The sequence below is a fragment of the Flavobacterium sp. genome, assembly GCF_035456085.1.
Taxonomy (GTDB): Bacteria; Bacteroidota; Bacteroidia; order Flavobacteriales; family Flavobacteriaceae; genus Flavobacterium.
Window position 1 is genome coordinate 13,828 of record NZ_DATIDY010000082.1, and the last position, 23,985, is coordinate 37,812.

At 32.8% G+C, this 23,985-nt stretch carries 19 protein-coding genes; 13 read left to right on the plus strand and 6 right to left on the minus strand.

Annotation, left to right across the window (positions count from 1 at the left end):
* Nucleotides 1-3 precede the first annotated feature (3 nt).
* Complete coding sequence (locus VLC96_RS06260; protein WP_325261408.1) at nucleotides 4-666, plus strand: carbonic anhydrase; 663 nt, start codon at nucleotides 4-6, stop codon at nucleotides 664-666.
* Between the two features lie 64 nt (nucleotides 667-730).
* On the plus strand, nucleotides 731-1,906 hold the full coding sequence (locus VLC96_RS06265) for a porin (RefSeq protein WP_325261410.1): 1,176 nt from the start codon (nucleotides 731-733) through the stop codon (nucleotides 1,904-1,906).
* A 97-nt stretch (nucleotides 1,907-2,003) separates the two neighbouring features.
* Here the strand turns inward: VLC96_RS06265 and VLC96_RS06270 are convergent, their stop codons facing one another.
* Together VLC96_RS06270 and fahA are read right to left on the minus strand one after the other, a co-directional pair.
* Complete coding sequence (locus VLC96_RS06270; RefSeq protein WP_325261412.1) at nucleotides 2,004-3,191, minus strand: COG3014 family protein; 1,188 nt, start codon at nucleotides 3,189-3,191, stop codon at nucleotides 2,004-2,006.
* Nucleotides 3,192-3,314: 123 nt separating this feature from the next.
* Nucleotides 3,315-4,598, minus strand: coding sequence for a fumarylacetoacetase (gene fahA, locus VLC96_RS06275; RefSeq protein ID WP_325261413.1), 1,284 nt, complete (start codon nucleotides 4,596-4,598; stop codon nucleotides 3,315-3,317).
* Nucleotides 4,599-4,705: 107 nt separating this feature from the next.
* On the opposite strand from fahA, the gene glyA reads away from it, so the two are divergent.
* The 5 genes from glyA (at nucleotide 4,706) to VLC96_RS06300 (ending at nucleotide 9,100) form a co-directional block, all read left to right on the plus strand.
* On the plus strand, nucleotides 4,706-5,980 hold the full coding sequence (gene glyA / locus VLC96_RS06280; RefSeq protein ID WP_325261415.1) for a serine hydroxymethyltransferase: 1,275 nt from the start codon (nucleotides 4,706-4,708) through the stop codon (nucleotides 5,978-5,980).
* 130 nt (nucleotides 5,981-6,110) lie between these two features.
* A complete protein-coding gene (locus VLC96_RS06285) occupies nucleotides 6,111-6,704 on the plus strand; it encodes a MiaE family protein (RefSeq protein ID WP_100430265.1) in 594 nt (197 codons plus the stop codon).
* Between the two features lie 111 nt (nucleotides 6,705-6,815).
* Nucleotides 6,816-7,856 carry a GMP reductase gene (locus VLC96_RS06290; protein ID WP_325261416.1) on the plus strand — a complete coding sequence of 347 codons (1,041 nt, stop codon included), beginning with the start codon at nucleotides 6,816-6,818 and terminating at the stop codon, nucleotides 7,854-7,856.
* Nucleotides 7,857-7,963: 107 nt separating this feature from the next.
* Nucleotides 7,964-8,461 (plus strand): GNAT family N-acetyltransferase, encoded by a 498-nt coding sequence (locus VLC96_RS06295; RefSeq protein WP_325261418.1) that lies wholly within the window; start codon nucleotides 7,964-7,966, stop codon nucleotides 8,459-8,461.
* 177 nt (nucleotides 8,462-8,638) lie between these two features.
* Nucleotides 8,639-9,100: a VOC family protein gene (locus tag VLC96_RS06300; protein ID WP_325261420.1), complete on the plus strand. Its 462-nt coding sequence runs from the start codon at nucleotides 8,639-8,641 to the stop codon at nucleotides 9,098-9,100.
* 31 nt (nucleotides 9,101-9,131) lie between these two features.
* On the opposite strand, the gene VLC96_RS06305 is transcribed toward VLC96_RS06300, so the two are convergent.
* Nucleotides 9,132-9,701 carry a pentapeptide repeat-containing protein gene (locus VLC96_RS06305; protein WP_325261436.1) on the minus strand — a complete coding sequence of 190 codons (570 nt, stop codon included), beginning with the start codon at nucleotides 9,699-9,701 and terminating at the stop codon, nucleotides 9,132-9,134.
* 128 nt (nucleotides 9,702-9,829) lie between these two features.
* On the opposite strand from VLC96_RS06305, the gene VLC96_RS06310 reads away from it, so the two are divergent.
* Nucleotides 9,830-10,708: a hypothetical protein gene (locus VLC96_RS06310; RefSeq protein ID WP_325261421.1), complete on the plus strand. Its 879-nt coding sequence runs from the start codon at nucleotides 9,830-9,832 to the stop codon at nucleotides 10,706-10,708.
* Here VLC96_RS06310 and VLC96_RS06315 read toward each other — a convergent pair.
* Nucleotides 10,691-14,419 (minus strand): metallophosphoesterase, encoded by a 3,729-nt coding sequence (locus VLC96_RS06315; RefSeq protein WP_325261423.1) that lies wholly within the window; start codon nucleotides 14,417-14,419, stop codon nucleotides 10,691-10,693. The two genes, VLC96_RS06310 and VLC96_RS06315, sit on opposite strands and share 18 nt — an antisense overlap.
* Nucleotides 14,420-14,640: 221 nt before the next feature.
* Here VLC96_RS06315 and VLC96_RS06320 point away from each other — a divergent pair, with 221 nt between their 5' ends.
* A complete protein-coding gene (locus tag VLC96_RS06320) occupies nucleotides 14,641-15,816 on the plus strand; it encodes a Pycsar system effector family protein (RefSeq protein WP_325261424.1) in 1,176 nt (391 codons plus the stop codon).
* 109 nt (nucleotides 15,817-15,925) lie between these two features.
* Complete coding sequence (locus VLC96_RS06325; RefSeq protein WP_325261426.1) at nucleotides 15,926-16,381, plus strand: YMGG-like glycine zipper-containing protein; 456 nt, start codon at nucleotides 15,926-15,928, stop codon at nucleotides 16,379-16,381.
* A gap of 88 nt (nucleotides 16,382-16,469) precedes the next feature.
* Here VLC96_RS06325 and VLC96_RS06330 read toward each other — a convergent pair whose 3' ends face one another.
* Together VLC96_RS06330 and VLC96_RS06335 are read right to left on the minus strand one after the other, a co-directional pair.
* Nucleotides 16,470-18,020 (minus strand): hypothetical protein, encoded by a 1,551-nt coding sequence (locus VLC96_RS06330; protein ID WP_325261428.1) that lies wholly within the window; start codon nucleotides 18,018-18,020, stop codon nucleotides 16,470-16,472.
* A 180-nt stretch (nucleotides 18,021-18,200) separates the two neighbouring features.
* Nucleotides 18,201-20,564 carry a GAF domain-containing protein gene (locus tag VLC96_RS06335; protein WP_325261429.1) on the minus strand — a complete coding sequence of 788 codons (2,364 nt, stop codon included), beginning with the start codon at nucleotides 20,562-20,564 and terminating at the stop codon, nucleotides 18,201-18,203.
* A gap of 252 nt (nucleotides 20,565-20,816) precedes the next feature.
* Here VLC96_RS06335 and VLC96_RS06340 point away from each other — a divergent pair, with 252 nt between their 5' ends.
* The 3 genes from VLC96_RS06340 to VLC96_RS06350 all read left to right on the plus strand — a co-directional run.
* Nucleotides 20,817-21,206: a hypothetical protein gene (locus tag VLC96_RS06340; RefSeq protein ID WP_325261431.1), complete on the plus strand. Its 390-nt coding sequence runs from the start codon at nucleotides 20,817-20,819 to the stop codon at nucleotides 21,204-21,206.
* A 201-nt stretch (nucleotides 21,207-21,407) separates the two neighbouring features.
* Nucleotides 21,408-22,490: an efflux RND transporter periplasmic adaptor subunit gene (locus tag VLC96_RS06345; protein WP_325261432.1), complete on the plus strand. Its 1,083-nt coding sequence runs from the start codon at nucleotides 21,408-21,410 to the stop codon at nucleotides 22,488-22,490.
* A 220-nt stretch (nucleotides 22,491-22,710) separates the two neighbouring features.
* Nucleotides 22,711-23,985 (plus strand): efflux RND transporter permease subunit (locus VLC96_RS06350; protein WP_325261434.1); only part of this gene is annotated, 1,275 nt, incomplete at its 3' end.

The window sequence follows — 23,985 nt, forward strand, 5'->3', positions numbered from 1 at the left end:
GTGATGATAAAAAGAGGATTATTATTTCTACTATTTATAAGCGTATTATCGGCTTATAGTCAAACTAAAAGCAAAAATCTAACACCTCTTCAAAAATTAGAAGAAGGAAACAAAAGATTTACTGCTGGAAAACCTGTGCATCCAGACGAAACTCTCGAAAGACTTAGAGAATTAAAAAAAGGTCAACATCCATTTGCGATAGTGGTAAGCTGTTCTGATTCCAGAGTTCCAACCGAACTTGTTTTTGACCAAGGTTTGGGTGATATTTTTTCCATCCGTACCGCTGGAAATGTTATTGGTGACTACGAATTAGGGAGTATCGAATATGCTGTAGAACATTTGGATTGCAAATTAATTGTCGTTATGGGACACAAAGGATGTGGTGCTGTAAAGGCTTTTATAGATTCAAAAGGAAATTATGACCAACCCGATCATATCAAAAGTATAGTTGAATACATTGCAAATGAGAAGGAAGAAAAAAAATTAGTCAGCGACAATACATTGACTTATGAAAAGGCAATTGATGCAAATGTTGAACACGGAGTTACTTTTTTGAAAAACTCAGAGCCTATTTTAAAAGAGAGTTTTGATCAAAAGAAAATTACAATTATTGGAGCTGTTTATGATATTGAAACAGGAAATGTAATTTTTGGAAACCTTAAATAAATTTAATAAATGCCTAAGATTTATTGTTGTGAAAGATAGTTAAATACTAATTCAAACACCACATATGAAAAAAATTCTACTTTATTTGACAGTTGTCATGTTGCCTATTTTAACCTTTGGGCAAATAAAAACACTTGAAGAAAATACAGGACAGCAACCATTGATTCCAACTCCAAAATTAGCCTTGTTAAAAGATGTGGATGTAATTTTCAATACCCGCATGGCTCTTGATAATTATTTTGTTGATGGAAATTTTACAAATTCTGCTTTCTCTTTGAACCAATTACGATTGGAAATGAAAGGGAAAATTCATGACAAAATTTTCTTTAGATTTAGAAATAGATATACCAAAATAGCTGATGCCAATACTGTGGATAATACTATTCGGGCACTTGATTTAGCTTATTTAGTGTTTGATGTAACACCACAAGCAAAATTTAGTTTTGGGAAAATGGTAGGCGATTGGGGGGGCTATGAACTTTTAACAAATCCAATTGAAATTTTATCTTATAATACTATTAATAATACAGCGGAAAATTTCTTGGTAGGAGCATCTTTTTCGTTTGCATTAGAGGATCATAAAAATATTTTTGATTTTCAGTTATTGAATTCTAGAAACAAAACTTTTCAAGATCAATATGCTACGAATTTGCCTCCAGGAATTGAAATATCCAAAATGCCACTTGTTGCAGTAGGTAATTGGAAAGGTCATTTGTTTGACAGTAAATGGGAGACGACATATAGTTATAGTTTTTATAATGATGCCAAAAATGCTAAGGGGAATTTTGTGTCTTTGGGAAATAAATTTAAAGCAAATAAATTGGTACTGTTTTATGATTTTCAATACAGTAATGAAGATTTAGATCGTAAAGGTGTGGTTACTAATATTGTGAAAAGTAAGTATGCTTATGCCGCCGAAGATGTTAATTATATAGACAATTGGTTTAGAGCCGAATATTTAATTCGTCCAAAACTAAATTTATTGTTTACGGTGATGAGCAGCAATGCTTATTGGAATGGAAATCCCGATCCTAATAAAAAAAGTAATTTATTGAATACTTATGGTATTATTCCAACTATTGAATTTTCACCTTTTTCGGATATTAACTTAAAGTTTTATGCCGGCTATATTGCTAAGAAAAACAATTATTCAACTTATGCTCAAAACACCTTTGGCGTTAAAGATGGAACAACAGGACAAATTAGTTTTGGTATAATTGCTCCGTTATTGGTTTTGTAAAAGAAGAATTTAATTAAAAAGGGAAACAAAGTTTATTAATTTAATCAAACGAAAACAGGCTATCCAAAAGGGCAGCCTGTTTTTGTTTTGTTTAATTTCATTGCTTTCTAAACTGGTTTTTAGAAATTACGGAGTTGACTTTATTTTTTAAATCTTCTCCTGTATCAAAAACCATTTGTTCGTTAGAGGGGAATGGAACTATTTTTTTATCAAAATAGGCGTAATAATTATCGTCAGCAGCTCTACGATCTCCTTTGTAAGTGGAGTAGATGTTTTCGAAGGTAAATTCGCTGGCAATTGGGAAAGATTCCAATGGTTGTTTGGTGGCGTTGTCAACAAAATCAACTTTTGCTGTAATTTGGCATGATTTCAATTGACGAACTTCATAAATTCTTACTGTTGCATTGACTAAATTATCAACCATAACAGGCTTTCCTTGTCTGTCCAAAACAACATTCCCATTAGCATCTATCTGTTTTTTTTGACCATCTACAATTTGGCGTTCTTTTACAAATTCTCTTTCTTTTATTTGCTCTGGCGAAATTGAAATTGATTTAAAATTGATAAACATTCCGTAATCGTAATAGGTATTTTTTTGTTTTACGCTATGATAAATGGTCCATTTGTCGTTCATTTTATAACTTTTGAAATCTAATAAATCATTTTGCAATTGAGCAGGAATGATCATATTAGTTTCATTTTGAGTATACACCATTACAAAATCAGTTCCTTTAAATTGAGCTTCGTCCATGATTTTGGCAGCGTCTTTATAGTTTGGATTTATTTTATCCAAATAAGTCAAATCATCATAAACTTTGCGATAATTCATTTTGTTTTTGGTTAGCATCAAAGCTTTTGCATTTGTATATAAATAATTGGACAAAGCATTTTTGCTGCTAATAATTCCGTCGGTGTAATTATCAAATGGAAAAATAGCATCTCGTCCTTCCTTGATTAATTTTAGAGGAAGTAATGGTTTGATTTTTTCCTGACGATCATTAAGAGCCAAATAAGTATTGTATAATTTTTCAAAGTCTCTAGGATTGTTTTCTTTTTTTAAAAAACTGATCGTGCTTAAATCTCGTTCTTTAGCTTTAGCGAAAGCCTCTTCGAGTAAATAAATGTAATCCTGTTTTCCTTTTTTGTCTTTATTAGCTCTTAAATTTGAAAGTGCAATATCAATTGCAGCATCATAATTTCCAGAAGTTAAATTGTTTTGGGTTTGTTTTACACCACAAGAAGTTAGTAGGATAAAAAATGTAATTAAAAAAGTAATGTTTTTCATTTTGTTTGGGGAATGAATAGTAAAAAGGGGCTTGGTTATTTTTGCAAACTTAGATTATTTCGTTATATGTTTCAAAAAAAAACCGACAAGAATGAATTGTCGGTTTGTATAGAAGGAATTAGTTTATTGTCTTGCGAATGGAGGAAGTAACTTACTTGAGCAGTCACCAAAACCAATACGAACTTGTCCGTTTTGACTATATCCTTTTATAATTACAGTATCGCCATCATTTATAAATTTACGTTCGCTACCATTATTTAATTTCAAAGGATTTTTTCCACCCCACGTTAATTCTAACATTGAACCATAACTGTCAGGAGTAGGTCCGGAAATTGTTCCAGAACCCATCATGTCACCCGAATTAACACGACAACCATTAGAAGTATGATGCGCTAATTGTTGGCTCATTGTCCAATACATATATTTAAAATTGGTTCTCGAAACAACAGTTGGTTCAGTATTTTCAGGTGCAATAGCTACTTCAAGATTAATATCAAATGTGTGTTTTCCTTTTTGTTGTAAATAAGGAAAAGGTGTTGGTTCCTGTTTAGGTCCTTTGGTTCTAAAAGGTTCCAGAGCATCCATTGTTATTATCCAAGGAGAGATAGAAGTCGCAAAACTTTTAGCTAAGAACGGTCCAAGAGGAACATATTCCCATTTTTGAATATCACGAGCACTCCAGTCATTCATTAAAACCATTCCGAAAATAAAATCTTCACTTTCGCTAATCGGAATCGTTTCTCCCATAATATTACAATCAGTAGTGATGAAAGCAGTTTCTAGTTCAAAATCTACAGATCTTGATGGTCCAAAAACAGGAGTGGTTTCACCATTTGGAAGGATTTGTCCCATTGGTCTATGAACAGGAATTCCAGATGGGATGATAGATGAACTTCTACCGTGGTACGCTATTGGTATGTGAAGCCAGTTTGGTAATAAAGCATTTTCGGCATCTCTAAACATTTTACCAACATTGGTTGCATGTTCTTTACTGGAATAAAAATCAGTATAATCACCTATTAATACAGGAAGTTGCATTTCTACATCTTCCATTTTAAAAATTACAATATTTCTGTGGTTATGATTGTCTCTTAATTCTGGATTTATTTCGTCAAAAATATCAGCGATTCTATTTCGTACCAATCTCCAGGTTTTTTGTCCATCCGATATGAAATCATTCAAAGTATCCTGCATGAACATATCGTCTGTAAGTTCGATTCCTTCAAAATAATTTAGTTGTTGTAAAGCACCTAAATCTATTGCGAAATCACCAATACGAGTTCCTACCGTAACGATATTTTCTTTGGTAAGAAAAACTCCAAACGGAATGTTTTGTATTGGGAAATCACTGTCAGGTTGTACTTCTAACCATGATTTTCTTGAAGTATCGTTGGCTGTTATTCGCATGATAATGTTAATTGTTTGTTGAAAATTACTTGTCAAATATATTATAATCTTACAGTTAAACAAACGTTTTTTTGTATTTTTGCGACAAATTAACGAAAATCAAAGAAATGCAACGCGACACACAAATTTTTGACCTTATTTTAGAAGAGCAAGACAGACAAATTCACGGATTAGAGCTTATTGCTTCTGAAAACTTCGTAAGTGACGATGTTATGGAAGCAGCTGGATCTGTTTTAACAAATAAATATGCTGAAGGATATCCAGGCAAAAGATATTACGGAGGATGCGAAGTAGTGGATGTAATTGAGCAAATTGCTATTGACAGAGCCAAAGAATTATTTGGTGCTGAATATGCAAATGTACAGCCACACTCGGGTTCACAAGCTAATACAGCTGTGTTTTTTGCTTGCCTAAAACCAGGTGATAAAATTTTAGGTTTCGACTTATCACATGGTGGACATCTAACTCACGGTTCGCCAGTAAACTTCTCTGGACGTTTGTACACTCCAGTTTTTTACGGTGTAGATAAAGAAACTGGTCGTTTGGATTATGATAAAATTCAGGAAATTGCCACCAAAGAACAGCCAAAATTAATTATCGCAGGAGCTTCGGCTTATTCTCGTGATATGGATTTTGAGCGTTTCAGAGTAATTGCTGATAGTGTTGGAGCTATTTTAATGGCTGATATTTCTCACCCAGCTGGACTTATTGCCAAAGGTTTGATGAATGACCCAATTCCTCATTGTCATATTGTGACTACAACTACTCACAAAACATTGCGTGGACCACGTGGAGGTTTGATTATGATGGGTAAAGATTTTGAAAATCCTTGGGGATTAACTACTCCAAAAGGTGAAATCAGAATGATGTCATCATTATTAGATCTTGCTGTTTTCCCAGGAAATCAAGGTGGGCCATTAATGCACATTATAGCTGCAAAAGCGGTAGCTTTTGGTGAAGCTTTACAAGATGAGTTCTTTACTTATGCTTTGCAATTGCAAAAAAATGCTAAAGCTATGGCTGATGCTTTTGTGAAAAGAGGATACAATATTATTTCTGGAGGAACAGACAATCACATGATGTTGATCGACCTTAGAAACAAAGGGATTTCTGGAAAAGAAGCTGAAAATGCTTTGGTGAAAGCAGAAATTACTGTAAATAAAAACATGGTTCCTTTTGACGATAAATCACCATTTGTTACATCTGGTATTCGTGTAGGAACTGCTGCAGTAACTACTCGTGGTCTTGTTGAAGAAGATATGGAAACTATTGTTGCTTTGATCGACAAAGTTTTGGCAGATCACACAAACGAAGACGTTATCGAAGAAGTAGCTAATGAAGTAAACGAAATGATGAGCGAAAGAGCGATCTTTGTGTTCTAAATTTTAGTTTAAAAGTTTAAAGTTTAAAAGTTTAAAGTTTCGTGTTTGCTAAAGCATTCCAAAACTTTAAACTTTTTTCATTTGCTTCAACTTTAAACCTTAAACAATGTAAACATTTAAACAAAAAGAAATGGGCGTATTACGATTACAATTACCAACTGACCCAAGATGGGTTAATATTGTAGAGAAAAACATAGAAGAAATCCTTACCGATCATGCTTGGTGTGAACAAAAAGCGGCTACCAATGCTATTACAATTATTACTAACAATTCGGAACATCAGGATTTAGTGAAGGATTTATTGGCTTTGGCTAAAGAAGAAATCGATCATTTTGAGCAAGTACACAATATTATCATCAAACGTGGATTAAAATTAGGCCGTGAGCGTAAAGATGATTACGTGAATGAATTGTACTTGTACATGAAAAAAAGTGGCGATGGAAGCAGAGTTTCAGGCCTGGTTGAACGTTTGTTATTTTCAGCTATGATTGAAGCCAGAAGCTGCGAACGATTCAAAGTGTTGTCTGAAAATATTAAAGACGAAGAATTAGCTGTTTTTTACAGAGAATTAATGGAAAGCGAAGCAGGGCATTATACTACATTCATCACTTATGCCAGAAAATATGGTGTTGGAATTGATGTTGAAAAGCGTTGGAGAGAATGGTTAGCTTACGAAGAATCGATCATTGCTAATTATGGAAAAGGAGAAACAATTCACGGTTAATTTTCAATGTTAATCCCGATATTTGTTGGGAAAGGAAATTAGTTTATAGTTTTATTAAGACAAGTTTGCTGTCGAAAAAGGTACCTTTGCTCAAAATCAAAATACAGGGAAATGAGAATAGAATCTGATTTAAAATTAGGGTTTAAAGATGTAATGATTAGACCTAAAAGATCCACTTTAAAAAGTAGATCCGAAGTATCTTTAGAAAGAAATTATACATTTTTACACAGCACGAGTATTTGGACAGGAATTCCAATTATGGCGGCAAATATGGATACAGTTGGAACTTTTGAGATGGCAACAGTTTTGGCCGAACAGCAATTATTTACAGCAATTCACAAGCATTATACACCTCAGGAATGGAATAATTTCTTAAAAAATGCTTCTCCAGATATCTATAATTATATTGCAATAAGTACAGGAACAGGAAAACAAGATTTTTTGAAAATTACTGAAATCATTAATGCAAATCCATTGATTCGATTTATTTGTATTGATGTTGCCAATGGATATTCAGAACATTTTGTAAAATTTTTGAAACAAACGCGCAAACAATTCCCAGACAAAGTTATTATTGCGGGAAATGTAGTGACTGGCGAAATGGTTGAAGAACTATTGCTAGCTGGTGCTGATATTGTAAAAGTTGGAATTGGACCTGGTTCAGTTTGTACGACTCGTGTAAAAACAGGTGTTGGTTATCCACAGCTTTCAGCAATTATTGAATGTGCTGATGCGGCTCACGGTTTAGGTGGACATATTATCAGTGATGGCGGTTGTACGACTCCTGGGGATGTGGCTAAAGCTTTTGGAGCTGGTTCTGATTTTGTGATGTTGGGTGGAATGCTATCCGGACATGAAGAAAGTGGCGGAGAACTTATTGAAATTGATGGTGAAAAATTCAAGCAATTTTACGGAATGAGTTCTACAACAGCAATGGATAAACATGTTGGAGGTGTTGCAGAATATAGAGCAAGCGAAGGAAAAACGGTTCAGGTTCCTTTTAAAGGAAAAGTTATAAATACAGTCTTGGATATTTTAGGCGGTTTAAGAAGTACTTGTACCTATGTTGGAGCTTCAAGATTAAAAGAACTAACGAAAAGAACCACTTTTATCAGGGTGAGCGAACAAGAAAATCGCATTTTTAACGATTAATAACAATTATATTTTTATAAAGTATCTCGATTTTCGGGATACTTTTTTTGTGTTATCATTGGACTACCAAAATATTTTTATAAAATTAAAAGATTTTTAAACGAAATATGATTACAATTTCAGAGGCGACTTTTGCTGACATTAAAATAATTCAAGACATAGCTTATCAAACCTGGCCAATTGCCTATGGAGAAATTCTCTCGAAGCAACAATTAGATTATATGTTGGATGCTTTTTATAATGAACAAACCATAAAAGACAGCATTATCAATAATGGAAATCATTTTATCTTAGCTAAAGAAAATGAGAATGTTTTAGGCTTTGCTTCTTTTGAACATTCTTATAATCAAAAGCAACAAACAAAAATTCATAAAATTTATGTTTTGCCAGAAACTCAAGGCAAAGGAATTGGTAAAAAACTAATTGATTTTATTGAGATTGCTGCTAAAAAAAATGACTTTACTTCACTTTTATTAAATGTAAACCGTTTTAACAAAGCGTTATTTTTTTATCAAAAACTAGGTTTTGAAATCATCTCGGAGATTGATATTGAAATAGGAAATGGTTATTTAATGGAAGATTTTATACTGGCAAAACAGATTTAACTAAATTATATTTAGAACTATAAAAATCGAAGCAATCTTGTTTCGATTTTTTTTATGTTGAGCAATCAAGCTTCTAAATTATTAGTTAAATTTTATTTGTAATGTATTGATTTGCAAATAAGTGTGTAATTTTAAGTTGCGGTTTATTTAAGTTTAAAAATTAAAAAACAACACATTATGGAAAATTCACACATCTATCCTGGAGCACATTCATTGAGTCCTTATATCGCAATTAAAGGATGCCATGAAGCAATCGAATTCTACAAAAAAGCTTTTGGAGCTATAGAGCAAGGCAAATTACTACATCCAGATGGGAAAGTAGCTCACGCAGAAATCCTAATAGAAGGATCTTTACTGATGTTATCTGAAGAAAATGAAGAGTGGAAAAACATAAGTCCCACATCTCTCGGTGGAAACCCCCTGACATTTGCATTGTATGTTAAAGATGTTGATGCAGTTTTTCAAAAAGCAATTGATACAGGCGCAACTGTCGTGATGCCTGTAAAAGATGAATTCTACGGGGATAGAGCTGGACAGGTGCTTGATCCTTATGGCTATAAATGGATGATAGCTACTCATAAAGAATATGTAAGTTTTGACGAAATGCAAAAACGATTTGATAAAATGTTTGAGCAATAAAGTACAAGTTTTTTAAATTATTGTTTGCGAATTATTTCACTATAATATCGTGTTTATACAGAAGTCCTTTTAAGCCATCTAATAAGAAGATGGCTTTTTTTAATTTAGTGGTTTTCGGATCTATAGTATAATTATGGCTGGTTTTAAAATTGGCTTTATTTGCTATTGCCTTTGCAAATTCGGCGCGGTATAAATCACAATTTTCAAAAAGGACTTCGGTCAAATCGGTGGCCATAAAATCTACAGCTATCAAACTACAATTGATAAATGGTGTTCCTTTTATTTTTAAAGTATAAAATTTTGAAAAATCAAGAACACAATTGTCAAAACGAACTTCGAAAATAAGTTTGCTGCACATTGCAAAATTGACATCTTTGATTTCGCAATGATTAAATGTAACAGTTCTCAAAGCAACATGATTTATTTTGGCTTCGCTAAAAATACAATCATTAAAAACACAATCGATAAACGTAACATCCATAAAATTACAGGCAGAAAACGTGCATTGATTGAAAGTACAGCGTTCAAATTCTTTGAAGTTGACTTCATTTACATTATAAACGTGATTGTTGTATTCTAAATCGAAGAAATATTCTGGCATGAAAGGATTTTGATTTTCGTTTGGCAAAGAAACGAATTTATCAAACTTTTATAGAATAGAATTTCAACTTTATAATCCTTTTATATTTTTAATTAAAATGTTATTTTTGAGTCTATTCAAAAAAATCTATGAAAAATTTTATCCTAATTTTAGTTGCATTTGTTTTATTAGCTTGCCAAAACAGTTCCGAGAAGCTTACCAAAATATTCGATTTGCCTAAAAAACTTAAAGAAGTTTCTGGAATCGTGTATACTGAAAAAGATAATTTGTTTTGGGTTTTGGAAGATAGTGGAAATCCAAGCGTGATTTATGGTTTGGATACTCAAGAAGGGAAAATACAACGAAAATTGGCTATTACCGAAGCTCGCAATGGTGATTGGGAAGACATCACCAAAGATGTGGCCGGGAACTTATATATTGGAGATTTTGGGAATAATGGTAATAAAAGGAAGGATTTATGCATTTATAAAATTGATAAAAATGCCTTAGATAAAGACGAAACCATTCCTTCTTATAAAGTTTCATTTTCATATCCGGAACAAAAAGAATTTCCACCCAAAAAATCCGAGTTATTCTTTGATGCAGAAAGTTTTTTTGAATATAAAGGCAATTTTTATCTTTTTACAAAAAATAGGAGCAAAGGCTATGATGGAACTGTTTTCGTTTATAAAATTCCAAATGTAGCAGGAAATCATCAGGCTTTGTTAATTGGCAAATTCAAAACCTGTGATAACTATCGTCATTGCGTCATTACGAGTGCAGCCATTAGTCCAGATGCTTCCAAAATTGTTTTTTTGGCGCATGACAAAGTATTTTTATTTGAGAATTATAAAGAAGGTGATTTCCTAAACGGAACTCAAACTGAATTAAAACTAAATAATTTTTCTCAGAAGGAGGCTATCTGTTTTAAAGATAACAAAACCCTGATCATCGCAGAAGAAAAAGGAAATTTATCCAAAGCCAATGTGTATGAAATAACTTTGGAAAAATTAAAATCCGTACCCTAAACCTACAGCAATTCTGGCTTTATCATCGTTACTTTTAAAATAAGTTATCCTTCCTGTAATTACATTTAGGCCGTTAATCCAAATTCCGCCACCCAATGATTGATGCCATTTTTGGGAATCTTCGCCATCGAGCCAAACTCTTCCGTAATCAAAACCAGCAAGTATTCCGAATGACATTGGAACAATACTTTTCTTTATTTTACCAATATTCCAGCGCAAATCGGTACTTTGGTAATATGAAGATTTACCCAAAAAACGTTCGTTTCTAAAACCTCTTAAATCATAATCACCACCCAAAGTTGCACCTTGATAAAATTCAAAATTATTATTAAAAAGTACTTTTGATCTTAAAATAGTAGCCAACACAAACTGACCATCTGGATCAATTTTGTGATTGAAATTTAGTTTTGCTTCTACTGTTGGTAAGTTTGTTTTTGCATCACCAATATTCATTTTCCAGCTACCAGCCAGCGAAAAGCCAAATCCCATAGTCGGGAGTGAAGGCACATCATAATTTTCAAAACTATATCTAATGGCAACTCCAGCATATTGCTGATTATCAAAAACTCTTGGATCTACAACACCTGGAATGTTGACATAGCGGTCGGTGGTTTCTTCGACTTTTATTTTTTCAAAAATGGTAATAAAGTTAATTTCATCTCCAAATCGTCCTGTTCTTTTTAACGATGGTAAAGCATTCAGGGTGCGCAGTCGCACTCTGTTGTAATCCATTCCATAAATGTCATCATTGTTTACGGTTTCGTTCCCATAACCAAAAAAGTTGATGGAGAAGTTTGGACTCGTAAATTTAGATTCTATCTCAAAACTCCATTTACTCGAAGTTAATGGAATAACGCCATTATAAATAAATTCATAACCTTTTGTAGCAAATAAATAGTTGGCTCTTAAAACATGTCTTTGACTGTACGGATTTTGAATAAATTTGTTTACTGTATAAATACCAACAAATCCCAATTTTACTCCGTCATCCGGATTATAACCTCCAAAAGGAAATCCTGCTATTGAATTGTATTTTATCTTTTCGTAGTTGTACAAATTTGTTTCGTAATCGTCATTCAAAAAAGTTTTAGCTTTTTTGTCCAAAACGTAGCTATTCGGTTTGGTTTTAAAATCATATATTTTGAGTTTTTCACCATTTTCAACTGTATAAGAGTCGTGATTTTGACCTCCAATCAATTTGATGTTAAGCTCAGATTTGGTATTGCCTTTTACTTCAAATAAATCATCATCGTCTAAACCATAAATCCAGATATTTTTGGTTTTTTTATCGTTGAATTGTTTAGTATAAAGCAATTCATCGCCTTTGTCTTTAATTCTGTAAACCGCGACTTCGGTATTGTTTTTTGAGATGTGATTAATTATAAATTTGTCTTTTTTGTCAGTTCCAACGATTAAAACCGTTTTTTGCAGTACGTTGTAATACTCTCTGGCGTATTCCTGAAGTTTTGTTTTTCTTATTTTTAATTTACGTTTAATGTCATCAATTGTTTTATCCTGAACTTCTTTTGGTAATGAAGAAAAAGCATTATCAATTTCTGTATCCGAAAGGTGTTCCTGAATGTATTTTGCCTGAGTCAGCCATTCTTTTTCAGTGGCCGTTTTTAAGAAAGCAATATCTTGAGGATAAGGTTCGCGATTGAGCCATTTTACATTATAAATATCTTTAGAAAACGTTTGTTGATGGCGTAGTGCGGGCATTTTCATCAGAAAGAAAAGTAAAGCTCCATCATATTTAGTAAAAGCCTGATCGCGATCTCTCGGGATAGGTTTGTAAATTATTTTTCCGTTTTCATGGTATTCTCCCCAACGCCATTGGTCACTGTGCCTGTCCCAATCTCCGATAAGCATATCAAATAATCTGGCTTTTATGTATTCGGGTTCATCGATGGTGTATTTTTCATCTTTTCGAATATTTTTCAATACATCATCAGTGCTAATAATATCGAGTGGTTTTCCCAGACTTTTTACGTTTTTTTGACTGCTGCCAACTTGTTCTTCGACGAAGTAAAGTTCATTTCCAAACTTATAATTAAAGCCTTTCAATGCGTTTTCTTTTGGAATATAATATAAATGTGGATTGGTATGAGCTACGCCAATTTTATCAGCCAGATTGACAACCGCAAGTGGTGTATACGGATGAGAAGTGGTGTAAAAATCAAATAAAAAATCCTCGGCATAAGTGTCGTGAAATTGATTCAAAACAAATTGATCTTTGAAAACCACAGATTGCAGAAAACGAGATGAACTTTTCTTCAAAGCACGCATTGCATATTCTTTTCCAGTGGCATCCACAAGTCGCAAGGATTTTGATTGATGTCCGCCACCTTCACGTATAGGTTTCACTCCGCCAAAAAGTGTATCCAGAGTCGCCGTTTTGACATCAATTGGTAAACTGTAATATTTCCTGTAATGCTGGCCAAAAAAGAATTTATGAAAAATACTTTTTTGGGTCATTTCTTTAGTATAAATAGATGCTGTGGTTCTTTCAGGAAAACTAATTGGAAGATTAAGTGGCGGAACAGTATCTCTTGATCTTATGATAGTTTGTTCAAAAAGTAATTTTTCTTTATGGTTTTCATTTCCATAAAAAGCGACATCGGCTTTACCATTTTTATAAAAATTTAATTTGACGTAACCATTTCCTCCGTATGAAAAATCATAAGGATTAATAGCTTTCGCAGCTTCTGATTTTGAACCTGCGCCGCTAATAATTTGACGGATATTATTTTTGTAGATAAATTGTAAATTATGGTCATGGCCCGATACGACAATGACATTATTTTTATCTTGCAAAAGGGTCTTTATTCTTTTTGTAAAATTGAGATACACTTTGTTTTGAATATCCTGCGGATTAATACCGGAAGTTTTTCGGATTAAATTCATAAACGAACCCACAACAGGCATCGGAATTTTTTTCTCCAACGGGAAAATTTCTTTCTCTACAGCATATTGCCCGCCATGTGAACCGTTTGTCAATAATGGATGGTGTAGTGCGAGGACTATAGTTTTTTCTTGATTTTTGTTCAATAAACTTTCTAGTTCATCATAAAAATCTTCTCGTGTTTTGATAGTACATTCATCATTTATGGTTGGGATTTTGTCCCAGTCTTCCAAAAACCATTGACTGTCAATGGTAATTAGAGTTACCATCTCACTAATTTTTAATTCTTCTATGCCACAATTTTTTTGAGGAAGAAAAGCTTTTTTGTCATTTAAATAATCAGTTACAAATTTTGCTTCTCTTTCCAAACCTTTAATTCCGCTATACCAATCGTGATTTCCAGCAATAAAGATGGTTTTCCCTTTGAAGCTTTTAGATAATTGCAGTTGATTAGTTAATTTAGTTTTGGCTAAATCCTGCTCTTTTCGAACGTTGGTATCTGGAAATCCTTTTGGATAAATATTATCACCAAGAAACAAAAGAGTACTTTTTTTATTGGCTTTTTTCAATCTGTTTTCAAAAAGTTGAAGTGTTTCCTTAGCCTTAGGTTCATCGGCATTTCCTGCATCGCCAATCAAATATAATGTATGTCTAATTTGTGTAGAATCTGGTTCGTTTTCTGCAGTTGGTTTGTCTATCTCTTTGCCATACTGGGCATGATGAGTAGCGCATGATTGAAGCAACAAAATGAATAAGACAACAACAAAAAATAGTATGTTTCTTTTTATAAAGCAATTTTTTAAAATCATGATTTATAGATGATTAGATATCTGGTTTGGTGGTAATAGTTAAAGGTACTAATTTATAGAACGAACTAAATACGAAAGTGTGATTTTTAAAACTTTTGAACGAAGTTCTATAAATTGAGAATTTTAACGGTTCAAAACTGAGGTTTTGATTCTTATTAAATCAATAACAAATGATTTTTTAGCAAACAATTTCATAATTTAGATTTATAAAAAAATATTTTATGACTCTGGTAGATGAATCTCAGGACTTTGTTACAAATTTAATCAAAGATAAGCTGTCCGATTTATATACGTATCACAATCTGAATCATACGCTTGAAGTAGTTCGAGCCGTAACTATTTTGTGTGATGCAGAAAATGTAAATCCATCTGACAAAGAGATTTTATTGGTTGCAGCTTGGTTTCATGATGTGGGTTATACAAAAAACCATGTCAATCACGAAGAACTCAGTATTGAAATTGCAAGTCATTTTTTGAAAGAAAAAGGAAAATCTGATGACTATATTGACACAGTTTCCAATTTAATCAGAGCTACTGAAAAAAAATATGTTCCCCAAACAGACCTAGAAAAAATAATAAAAGATGCGGATTATCACCATATTCTCAATGATGATTATCTTTTTAAATGTGAGGGTTTAAGAAAAGAATGGCAAAACACAGAAGGTAAATCGATGACCGATTTGGAGTGGGCAAAAGTGAATGAATATTTCCTGACCACGGCGCATAAGTTTTATACTTCTTATGCTAAAGAAAATTGGCAACCTTTAAAAGAAAAAAACATAAAAAGACTTCGGAAAAAAATTGAAAAAATGAGTAAAAAATCAAAAAAAACAGATGATAAAATTGAAAAAGATAACAAGCCAGACCGCGGAATAGATACTTTATTCAGAGTGACTCTTGGCAATCATACACGTTTGAGCGGAATTGCCGATAGTAAAGCGAATATTTTATTGTCTGTAAATGCGATTATTATTTCGATAGCGCTTTCTACATTAATTCCAAAGTTGGATAGTCCCAAAAATGCGCATTTAGTTTTACCAACTTTTATTATGCTGATGTCGAGTGTTATTACAATTATATTTGCAATTCTATCAACACGACCAAAAGTGACAAAAGGTGTTTTTACAAAAAAAGATGTTGATAATCGAAATACCAATCTGCTGTTTTTTGGAAACTTTTACAAAATGCCTTTAAATGAATACCAGTGGGCAATGAACGAAATGATGAAAGACAGGGAATACCTGTATAATTCATTGATTAAAGATTTATATTTTCTGGGAATTGTCTTGGAAAAAAAATACCGTTTATTGCGAATTGCCTATAATATTTTTATGATTGGAATCGTAATATCGGTAATTGCTTTTGTACTCGCTTTCAGAATTCTTAGTACTTACTAAAATTGAATTTCAATTAATTATACTTTAAATCTTATAAATTAATGTTACAATTCTGTAATTTTTTCTACAGTTTTGGTTTTTACTTTGTAAAAATTTAAAGCTTGTAATTATGAAAACGCTATCAATAATATTTTTGGCATTGGTCATCACTAGCTGTCAGAAACAGCAAAATGAGGCAATAAATAAGGCAAAACAAAACACTATAGACTCGATGAGAATTGTTACTGAAAAGCAAAGAGCCATAGATTCTATACAGTTAGTAATTGCAAAAATGAAAGAAGAGGAACACGATAAGGCTGTTGCCGAAGTAAAACATCATGCAACTTCTGAAACAAAACATTCTACTCAAGCAGTTCAAGAAGCTCCAGCTAAGAAAAAAGGATGGAGTGGTGCTGCAAAAGGCGCTGTTATAGGGGCTGGGGTAGGAGCAGCAACAGGTGCTGTCGTTAGCCATCACAAAAAAGGAGAAGCAGCAATAATAGGTGGAATTGTAGGCGCCGGTGTTGGTGCTGGAACAGGAGCTATTATCGATGATAGCAAAAAGAAAAAGGAGGAACAGAAATAAGATAATTTTTAGTTCAATTTTTGAATTTTTAAAAAGCAAAAAGCGCAATGTACCAATTGCGCTTTTTTGCTGTTAAAAATATGCTATTCTAAATCAGGATCTTCTTCAAAGATTCAGCAATGCTTCTCCATAAAAAATTATAAAAAGATTTCTCCTGAATCCTTTCTATTTCTATTGTTGATTGTTTGGTTTTTCCGTGCGAATCATTTTTCATAATCAAATTGGCAAGGGCGCTTTTTAGTTTGGCCTTTTTTTCTGGATTTTCTTTTTTATAAAAAGTTACTCCCAAGTCTTTGAATTGTAGGCTGGCACTACCGTGAGCATTTGTATTATTTCCAACAAAATTGAAACTATATGAACTGAAAACTCCATCAAAAGATGCATTTAGATAAGGTTTTGTAAATTGGTCCAATGATCGAATGTCAAAATTTTTGATGTTGCCTTTTATAGTAAAACCATCTTTTTGATCCAGAACATTAAAAGTCCAATGAACTTTCAGCGGCGAATCTTTCATAAAACGGCAATTGATTTTGATGTCGACATCTGCTGTTTTTTTTATGCCAAAACCGCTTTTTATATGAGTTGCTTTTAGATTAAAATGATCAAAAGTGAGCTTGGCAGGCCCTTTTTCAAAATCAATTTCTTCCTCGTAAACCAATTTTGAATGGCGCACCAAAAGCGTGTCGATTTGCAACGGAAACTTTATATTACGTAATAAAGCGCTATATAATGGTTTTTTCTTTAAATCATCTTTTGGAATTTTATTTCGATAAATATTGGCATTTACATCATCAAGAACTAATGATGTGGCATGAAAGAAAAAAACATCTTTTTTAAATCCCCAATCCATCGAGTTTATGTCTATCGAAGATGCTTTAATGGTAAACTGATCTTTTTCTTTCGCAATCTTTTTTACAAATTCTCTACGGGAATATTCAGGTAAATATTCGAAATTTTTTATATGTAAAAGATGGTTATTGGTTCTTATTTCCTGCGCTTTGATGGTATAAAAGTCATTTGGTTTGTAATACAGACTATCACAATTCACCACATATTTATCAAACAAAAAAGGAATAGAACGCTCCATAATTGAGTCATTAATGATGATGTCTTCAATTCTGGTAGTAATGTTTTGGCTGCTCAGGATCGTTTTGTCATCTTGGGTCGAAACAACGTTTAGTTTGCCATTATTGAGGAAGATATTAGAAACAATAATTAATTTTTCGAACGGTTCCATTACCTCTTTTCGGATGTTGCGCGCATCTTTGTCTTTTTTGTACAAAACAACAGTAGGTTTGTCAATAGTTACACTTTTGGCTTTGATAATATCATTAAAAAGTAAGTTCCAAACACTGAAATTGGTAATTGTAATTGAGGAGGTTTCGGCATAAACACCAATTTTGGCAACGCTATTTTTTGGCTTGATTTTAGGCTCAACCGTAATGTCTGTAATGTAAATATTGGCGGGCAACAAATCGATTTTTAATTGGTTATAAGTGATATTATAGAGCGTGTTGTTATTTTCCTTTATAACCTTAGGAAGCTGATATGTGAGCCAAAAATTTAAACCAAAATTCAGTAAAAGAACAACAGCCAAAAAAGCTATAATTCCGATAATAATTTTCTTAGGCTTCGACATATAAATTGAATTTTCAATAAAATTAAAGCTTAAAAAACTAATTAAATAAATATATGGGAATTTTGTAAACTTATACTGTTTACACTTAATTTATGGTGAATCTACGTGAAAATAACCTGCTAATAAGTGAATTAAGGGTAGTTAAAAAAGTCGTTTTAAAATTTTGAGAAATTCTCTATTTTAATTCTGCTCTTCAATCAAATCTTGATAAGTCAAGTCCTGTAAATAATTTAACGGAATAGTATTGATCACTTTTACCCGAATCGCTCTTAACCCTGACACACCTTGAAGTTCTTCGACTTCGAATTGTTCGATGTTGGGTTCTAATATTTTTTTGAATTGCAGATATTTAATGTATTTCAAATATTCGTTTTGTTCTGAATTGTGCGAATAGACGATCGTGATTTTCTCTTTTTGGGTAATTCTTTCTTTGGTGCCTTTTATTGTGGCCTTATCAATGCGTTTTTTGACCACTTCGTAGCGTGCATTGTAAGTTCCGTCAACGTCAAAGCGTTTTTCGTCCATTCTAAAACGGATAGAAATTGGCGAACTAAATACCAAAATCAATGAAGTAACATCCAATTCATAAGGCAAAGTAGCTTTGAGCTGATGGTGTGCGAGTTCCATTTCGCACAAAGTTTGCAGTTGCCACAATCTTAAATTATTCAAATAGAGATAGTCAAATGGTTTTGCCGGAGAGATTGATGCGCCAATGTAGAGATTGTGCTCCACTCCATCGGTTTTGAAACGCTCGTAATAATGTGGATAAATTTGTTGTGCCTCAATTTGTTTCTTGTCTAGAATGACAGCCAGTTTTTTATTAATAATTGACATCGTATTATCAAATTTCTTTCTGGAGTGATAGAACATTCCAGTTTTTTCATCAAGGCTGTCAAAATAGTTTTGCTTGATGATTTCATGCTCATTATCCATTGTAGTATTTCTCAGGATCGGATGAATTTCGGTTTCGATATAATTCTGAATTTGCTGCTCGGTATCTGCTTTTAGTGATGAATCAAGTTCATCGTAAAAAGACTGCAATTCAAATATTCGCTGTTCCAACAAAACAAAACTTTCATTAGATTTTTGGCTTTCAAAAATGCTTATTAACGTTTGCAATTGGTTTTTTAAATCTTCTTTCACCGTTTGATTTCGGTGTTCTGAAGAGCCTTTGATATCAATTTGCCCGTACAAAGGGTAGACTTCTTTAAAAATAATTTCTTTAAAAATATAGTCTTTACTTGGGGAGTTAAAATATTTCAGTGCTTCTCGCTTAAATTTCCAATAAACACTAGAATGAATGGCTGTATATTCCCTTTGAATAATTGCTTCAATTTGATTTTGTTTATCGGTTTTATAATGTTCTAAAGTATCAACGAGATAGGGTAAAACCAAATCTAAATTGATGGCGTTAATGCTGTTCAGATCTTTTGGTTTTGATGAAACTACCTCGATAATTCCAAGAATAGCATTGTCTTTGATTACCGGTGCAAAAATGCAGCTGTGGATATTTTGGCGAAGTAAATGTTGCGCTAGTTTTTCATTTGCAGGGATTTTTGAAAATTCTTCAACATCAGAAATGATAATGTTTTTTTTCTCCCCCAAAAGAGTTTTAAAACAATGACCATAAATACTGTTTTTACAATCCATTTGCTGCGAATCACTCAAGATATGACTTTTGGTCATTTGATCATTATATGGCGGAATTGTAAACATTTCCTCTTCTTCATCATACAAAATAAAGCCAATTTTTAAATCAGGAATTTTAAAAAATGATTGAAAAATCGACTCAAAACTAAATTTCAAATTGGGCTGAATTGATTTTGTTCTTAAAAGGTTACTTTTTAAATTCGACAGCGCATTTTCCCGCGTAACATCAACCAAACTTACAATTGCAAATCCTTTCAATATCCAACTTTGAAGCGGAAATTTTTCTTTCCAAAGTTCAATATCGTCATAATTATTCATTAGTAAATTAATGTCTTCGGGAGTGATTTTTGGAGCAAATTGTGTTGGAATAATTTCGATAAAATCAGCATTAAACAAAATACGGTAATGAAACATAACGCCTCTTGCATCGGGAATATCATAAAATAATGGTTTATTGAAATCGAAATTCTGACCGTAAAAGGAATTCAAAATCAAAATGCAATTTAGAATATAGAATTGATCATCGTTGAGATCTCGAATTTCCATATCAAACTGTACACCAGCATTTCGAAGAATTTTTTTAAATCTTTCAGAATAATTAAAAGTCACGTTTTGAAACGGAATGCTGACAGCTTTAATTTCATTATTGGTTAAAGCGCTAGGGAAGAGGTCGGCTAGTAAATTATGGATGATTTCTTCGTGCTCTTTTATAAAATTTAAGTCGGTAATTCCTTCTCTTAATTCAGGATAATGAGCGATTTTTTCCAGTAAGGCTTTGGCATAATTGGCTTGATAATCTATATCGTTTACAGCGATTTTTTCTAGATTTTCAATCACTTTATGAAATGATATTATCGTTTTGAAAGGGCCTTTTGTAAAAGTAAAATTATCCATATTGAAGTAAAATTGTCCAAATGTAAATTTACGGATTTGTTTTTATTTATTTAGCCGCATATTTTTGATTAAAATTATCGTGATCTATTTTTTTGTAGTCTTTTTAGTGTCAAAAAACAATATATTAATTGTTAAATTTGCCTAAATTATTGCTAATTATATACTAAATATAACGTTTTCGCTGGGTTTTATTAAATCAATATTTTAAAAAAAGATTTTTTTGTCTTAATCTTTTTTTAATTTTGCCGATATATGAAAAGAGTAATTGGACATATTTTATTTTTATTGTTTCTGCTATTTGGTGGAGGCCAATTCGTACATGCCAATACGCTATCAAAAAATATCTGCGAAATTCCAACTTGGGATTTTGTTACAAAACATCATGTGAAAATAAAAACGTTGGATCCGGGCACTGTTTTAATTGAAGACGCAGATATGGATTTAGACGAAGAATTTCACAGCAGTGATAATCTTAACAAAACTAATTTTGTTGTAAGCAACCATAGCTTAATCGACAATTGGTATTTGACATTTTCCAGTCAATTCATTTTCAAAGATTACACTAAAAACAATGTCACTTCAGCCACGCCTTGTGGTCATTCCAATCCTATTTATCTCGAAATAGGCGTTTTCAGAATTTGATTCCATTCACATCACTTTACTAAAGGTGTGATTTATTGATGTCCAATGTTTGTGCATAATTATGTGTCATAATGTTGGTTGTTAAGTATTCTTCATATTGGGCAAATTAGGTTTCACCTTGGTAAATGATGATCATTCCCCCGATCTAGGGATTTTATATTCCAAATATTCATTTGCTTAATTACCAATTTTATAATAACCATGAAGAGAATTATCGTTTTCGCTGGCTTAATTGCCGTGATGTCACTTGCAAGTTGTAACAGCAAGAAAGAGGAAAAAGAAGAAGTTGAAACCTATGCAGTTACCAATCCTGTAAAAATCGACACTTCGTTTACTAAAGAATATGTATCGCAGATTCGATCTGTTCGGAACATTGAAATTCGGGCTCAGGAAAAGGGTTTTTTGCAAAATATCTATGTTGATGAAGGTCAGGCTGTAAAGGCAGGCCAAGTGTTATTCCGAATAATGCCAAAAGTGTATGAAGCTGAATTATTGGGAGCTCAGGCAGAAGAAAAAGCAGCAGAAATTGAATTGAAAAATGCTAAAACACTTGCCGACAAAAATATAGTTTCCAAAAATGAACAAGCTGTAGCTCAAGCCAAATTAGATCAGGCTAAAGCAGAAGTTGCTCTTGCAAAAGTACATTTATCATTTACCGAAATCAGAGCTCCATTTGATGGAACTATCGACAGAATACCAAAGAAACTCGGAAGCCTTATTGATGAAGGCGAGTTACTAACCAGCCTTTCTGATAACAGTGAGATGTATGCTTATTTCAACGTTTCGGAGCCAGAATATTTGGATTATGAAACTAATATCAAAGGAAGAGCTGAAAAGAAAGTAGGATTGCTTTTGGCTAATGGTGAAAAATTTAAAAACAAAGGGATTGTTGAAGTTATCGAAAGTGAATTTGATAATGAAACTGGAAATATTGCTTTTAGAGCGAAATTCCCAAATCCCGGGAAATTGTTGAAACATGGTGAAACTGGAAAAGTGTTGATGGATACGCCGCTTCATGATGTTATCGTGATTCCACAAAAAGCGACTTATGAAATTCAGGACAAAAAATATGTTTTTGTTGTGGATAAAAATGATGTTGTGACTTCAAAAGAAATTACAATTAAAGGAGAAATTCCTGATTTGTATATGATTGACAGTGGAATAACTGTAGATGACAAAATCTTGCTGGAAGGTGTTCAGAAAGTAAAAGACAATGACAAAATTCATTATAAATACATCGCACCGAAGGAAGTTATTGCTCATTTAAGATTGAAAGCTGAGTAACTCAAGTGATTAGTTTGCAGTATTTAGTAATCAGTATTCGATAGATTACAGTATTCAGTAATTGTTTAATGTAAAAACGAATTAAAGACACTAATCAAATAACAGTCAGGACGAACTGTTAAAACAGATTTTAAAAATAATCTGCTAAATCTGCTGAATCTGCGTGAAAAAATTCAGCAGAATCCTTTTTGGTTTAATCATAAAAAAAAAATAGAAACAAATGTTTGATAAATTTATACAAAGACCTGTTATGTCGATAGTGATATCGCTTATAATTGTCTTTTTAGGAGTATTGTCGGTGATGAATTTGCCAATCACCCAATTCCCATCTATATCACCACCAATGGTGAATATCACTGCAGATTACCCGGGTTCGAATGGGGAACTGATGATCAAATCAGTTGTTATTCCGTTGGAAAGAGCTTTGAATGGAGTTCCAGGAATGAAATACATGACTTCTGACGCTGGAAACGATGGTGAAGCTAGTATTCAAGTAGTTTTTAACTTAGGAACAGATCCTAATCAAGCGGCTATTAATGTCCAAAACCGTGTGGCTTCAGTTACCAATAAACTGCCACCATTGGTAATCCGAGAGGGTATAAAAATTACTCGTGAGGTTCCGAGTATGTTGATGTATGTGAACCTTTTTAGTACCGATAAAAATACGGATCAAAAGTTCTTATACAACTACGCCGATATCAATGTATTGTCTGAATTAAAAAGGGTAAATGGTATTGGGTCAGGAGATATTTTGGGAACTCGTGAATATGCAATGCGTATTTGGTTAAAACCAGATCGCATGTTGGCCTATAAAATTTCTGCAGACGAGGTAATGGAAGCATTATCAAGCCAGAGTTTGGAAGCTTCGCCAGGAAAAACGGGTGAAGCATCAGGGAAACGTTCTCAGGCATTCGAGTATGTATTGAAATATTCCGGAAGGTTTACAACCAAAGAACAATATGGAAATATTATATTAAGATCCAATCCAAATGGTGAAATTTTAAGATTGAAAGATGTTGCCAATATCGAATTTGGTAGCTCGATGTATGATATTTATTCGAATTTGAATGGTAGACCATCAGCTGCAATTGTATTGAAACAATCTTTTGGAAGTAATGCCAATCAGGTTATTTCAGACTTGAAAGCTAAATTAGAAACCATCAAGAAAAAATTCCCAAAAGGGATGGATTATGAAATTTCGTATGACGTTTCTAAATTCCTTGATGCTTCTATCGAAAAAGTAATCCATACTTTGATCGAAGCCTTTGTCTTAGTAGGGTTGGTTGTATTCCTTTTCTTGGGAGATTGGCGATCTACGGTTATCCCGGCGATTGCGGTACCAGTTTCATTAATTGGAACTTTTGCGTTCATGCAGTTTTTTGATATTTCGTTAAACTTAATCACTTTGTTTGCATTGGTTTTAGCCATTGGAATTGTCGTCGATGATGCGATTGTAGTTATCGAAGCCGTCCACGCCAAGATGGAAGAAGAACAT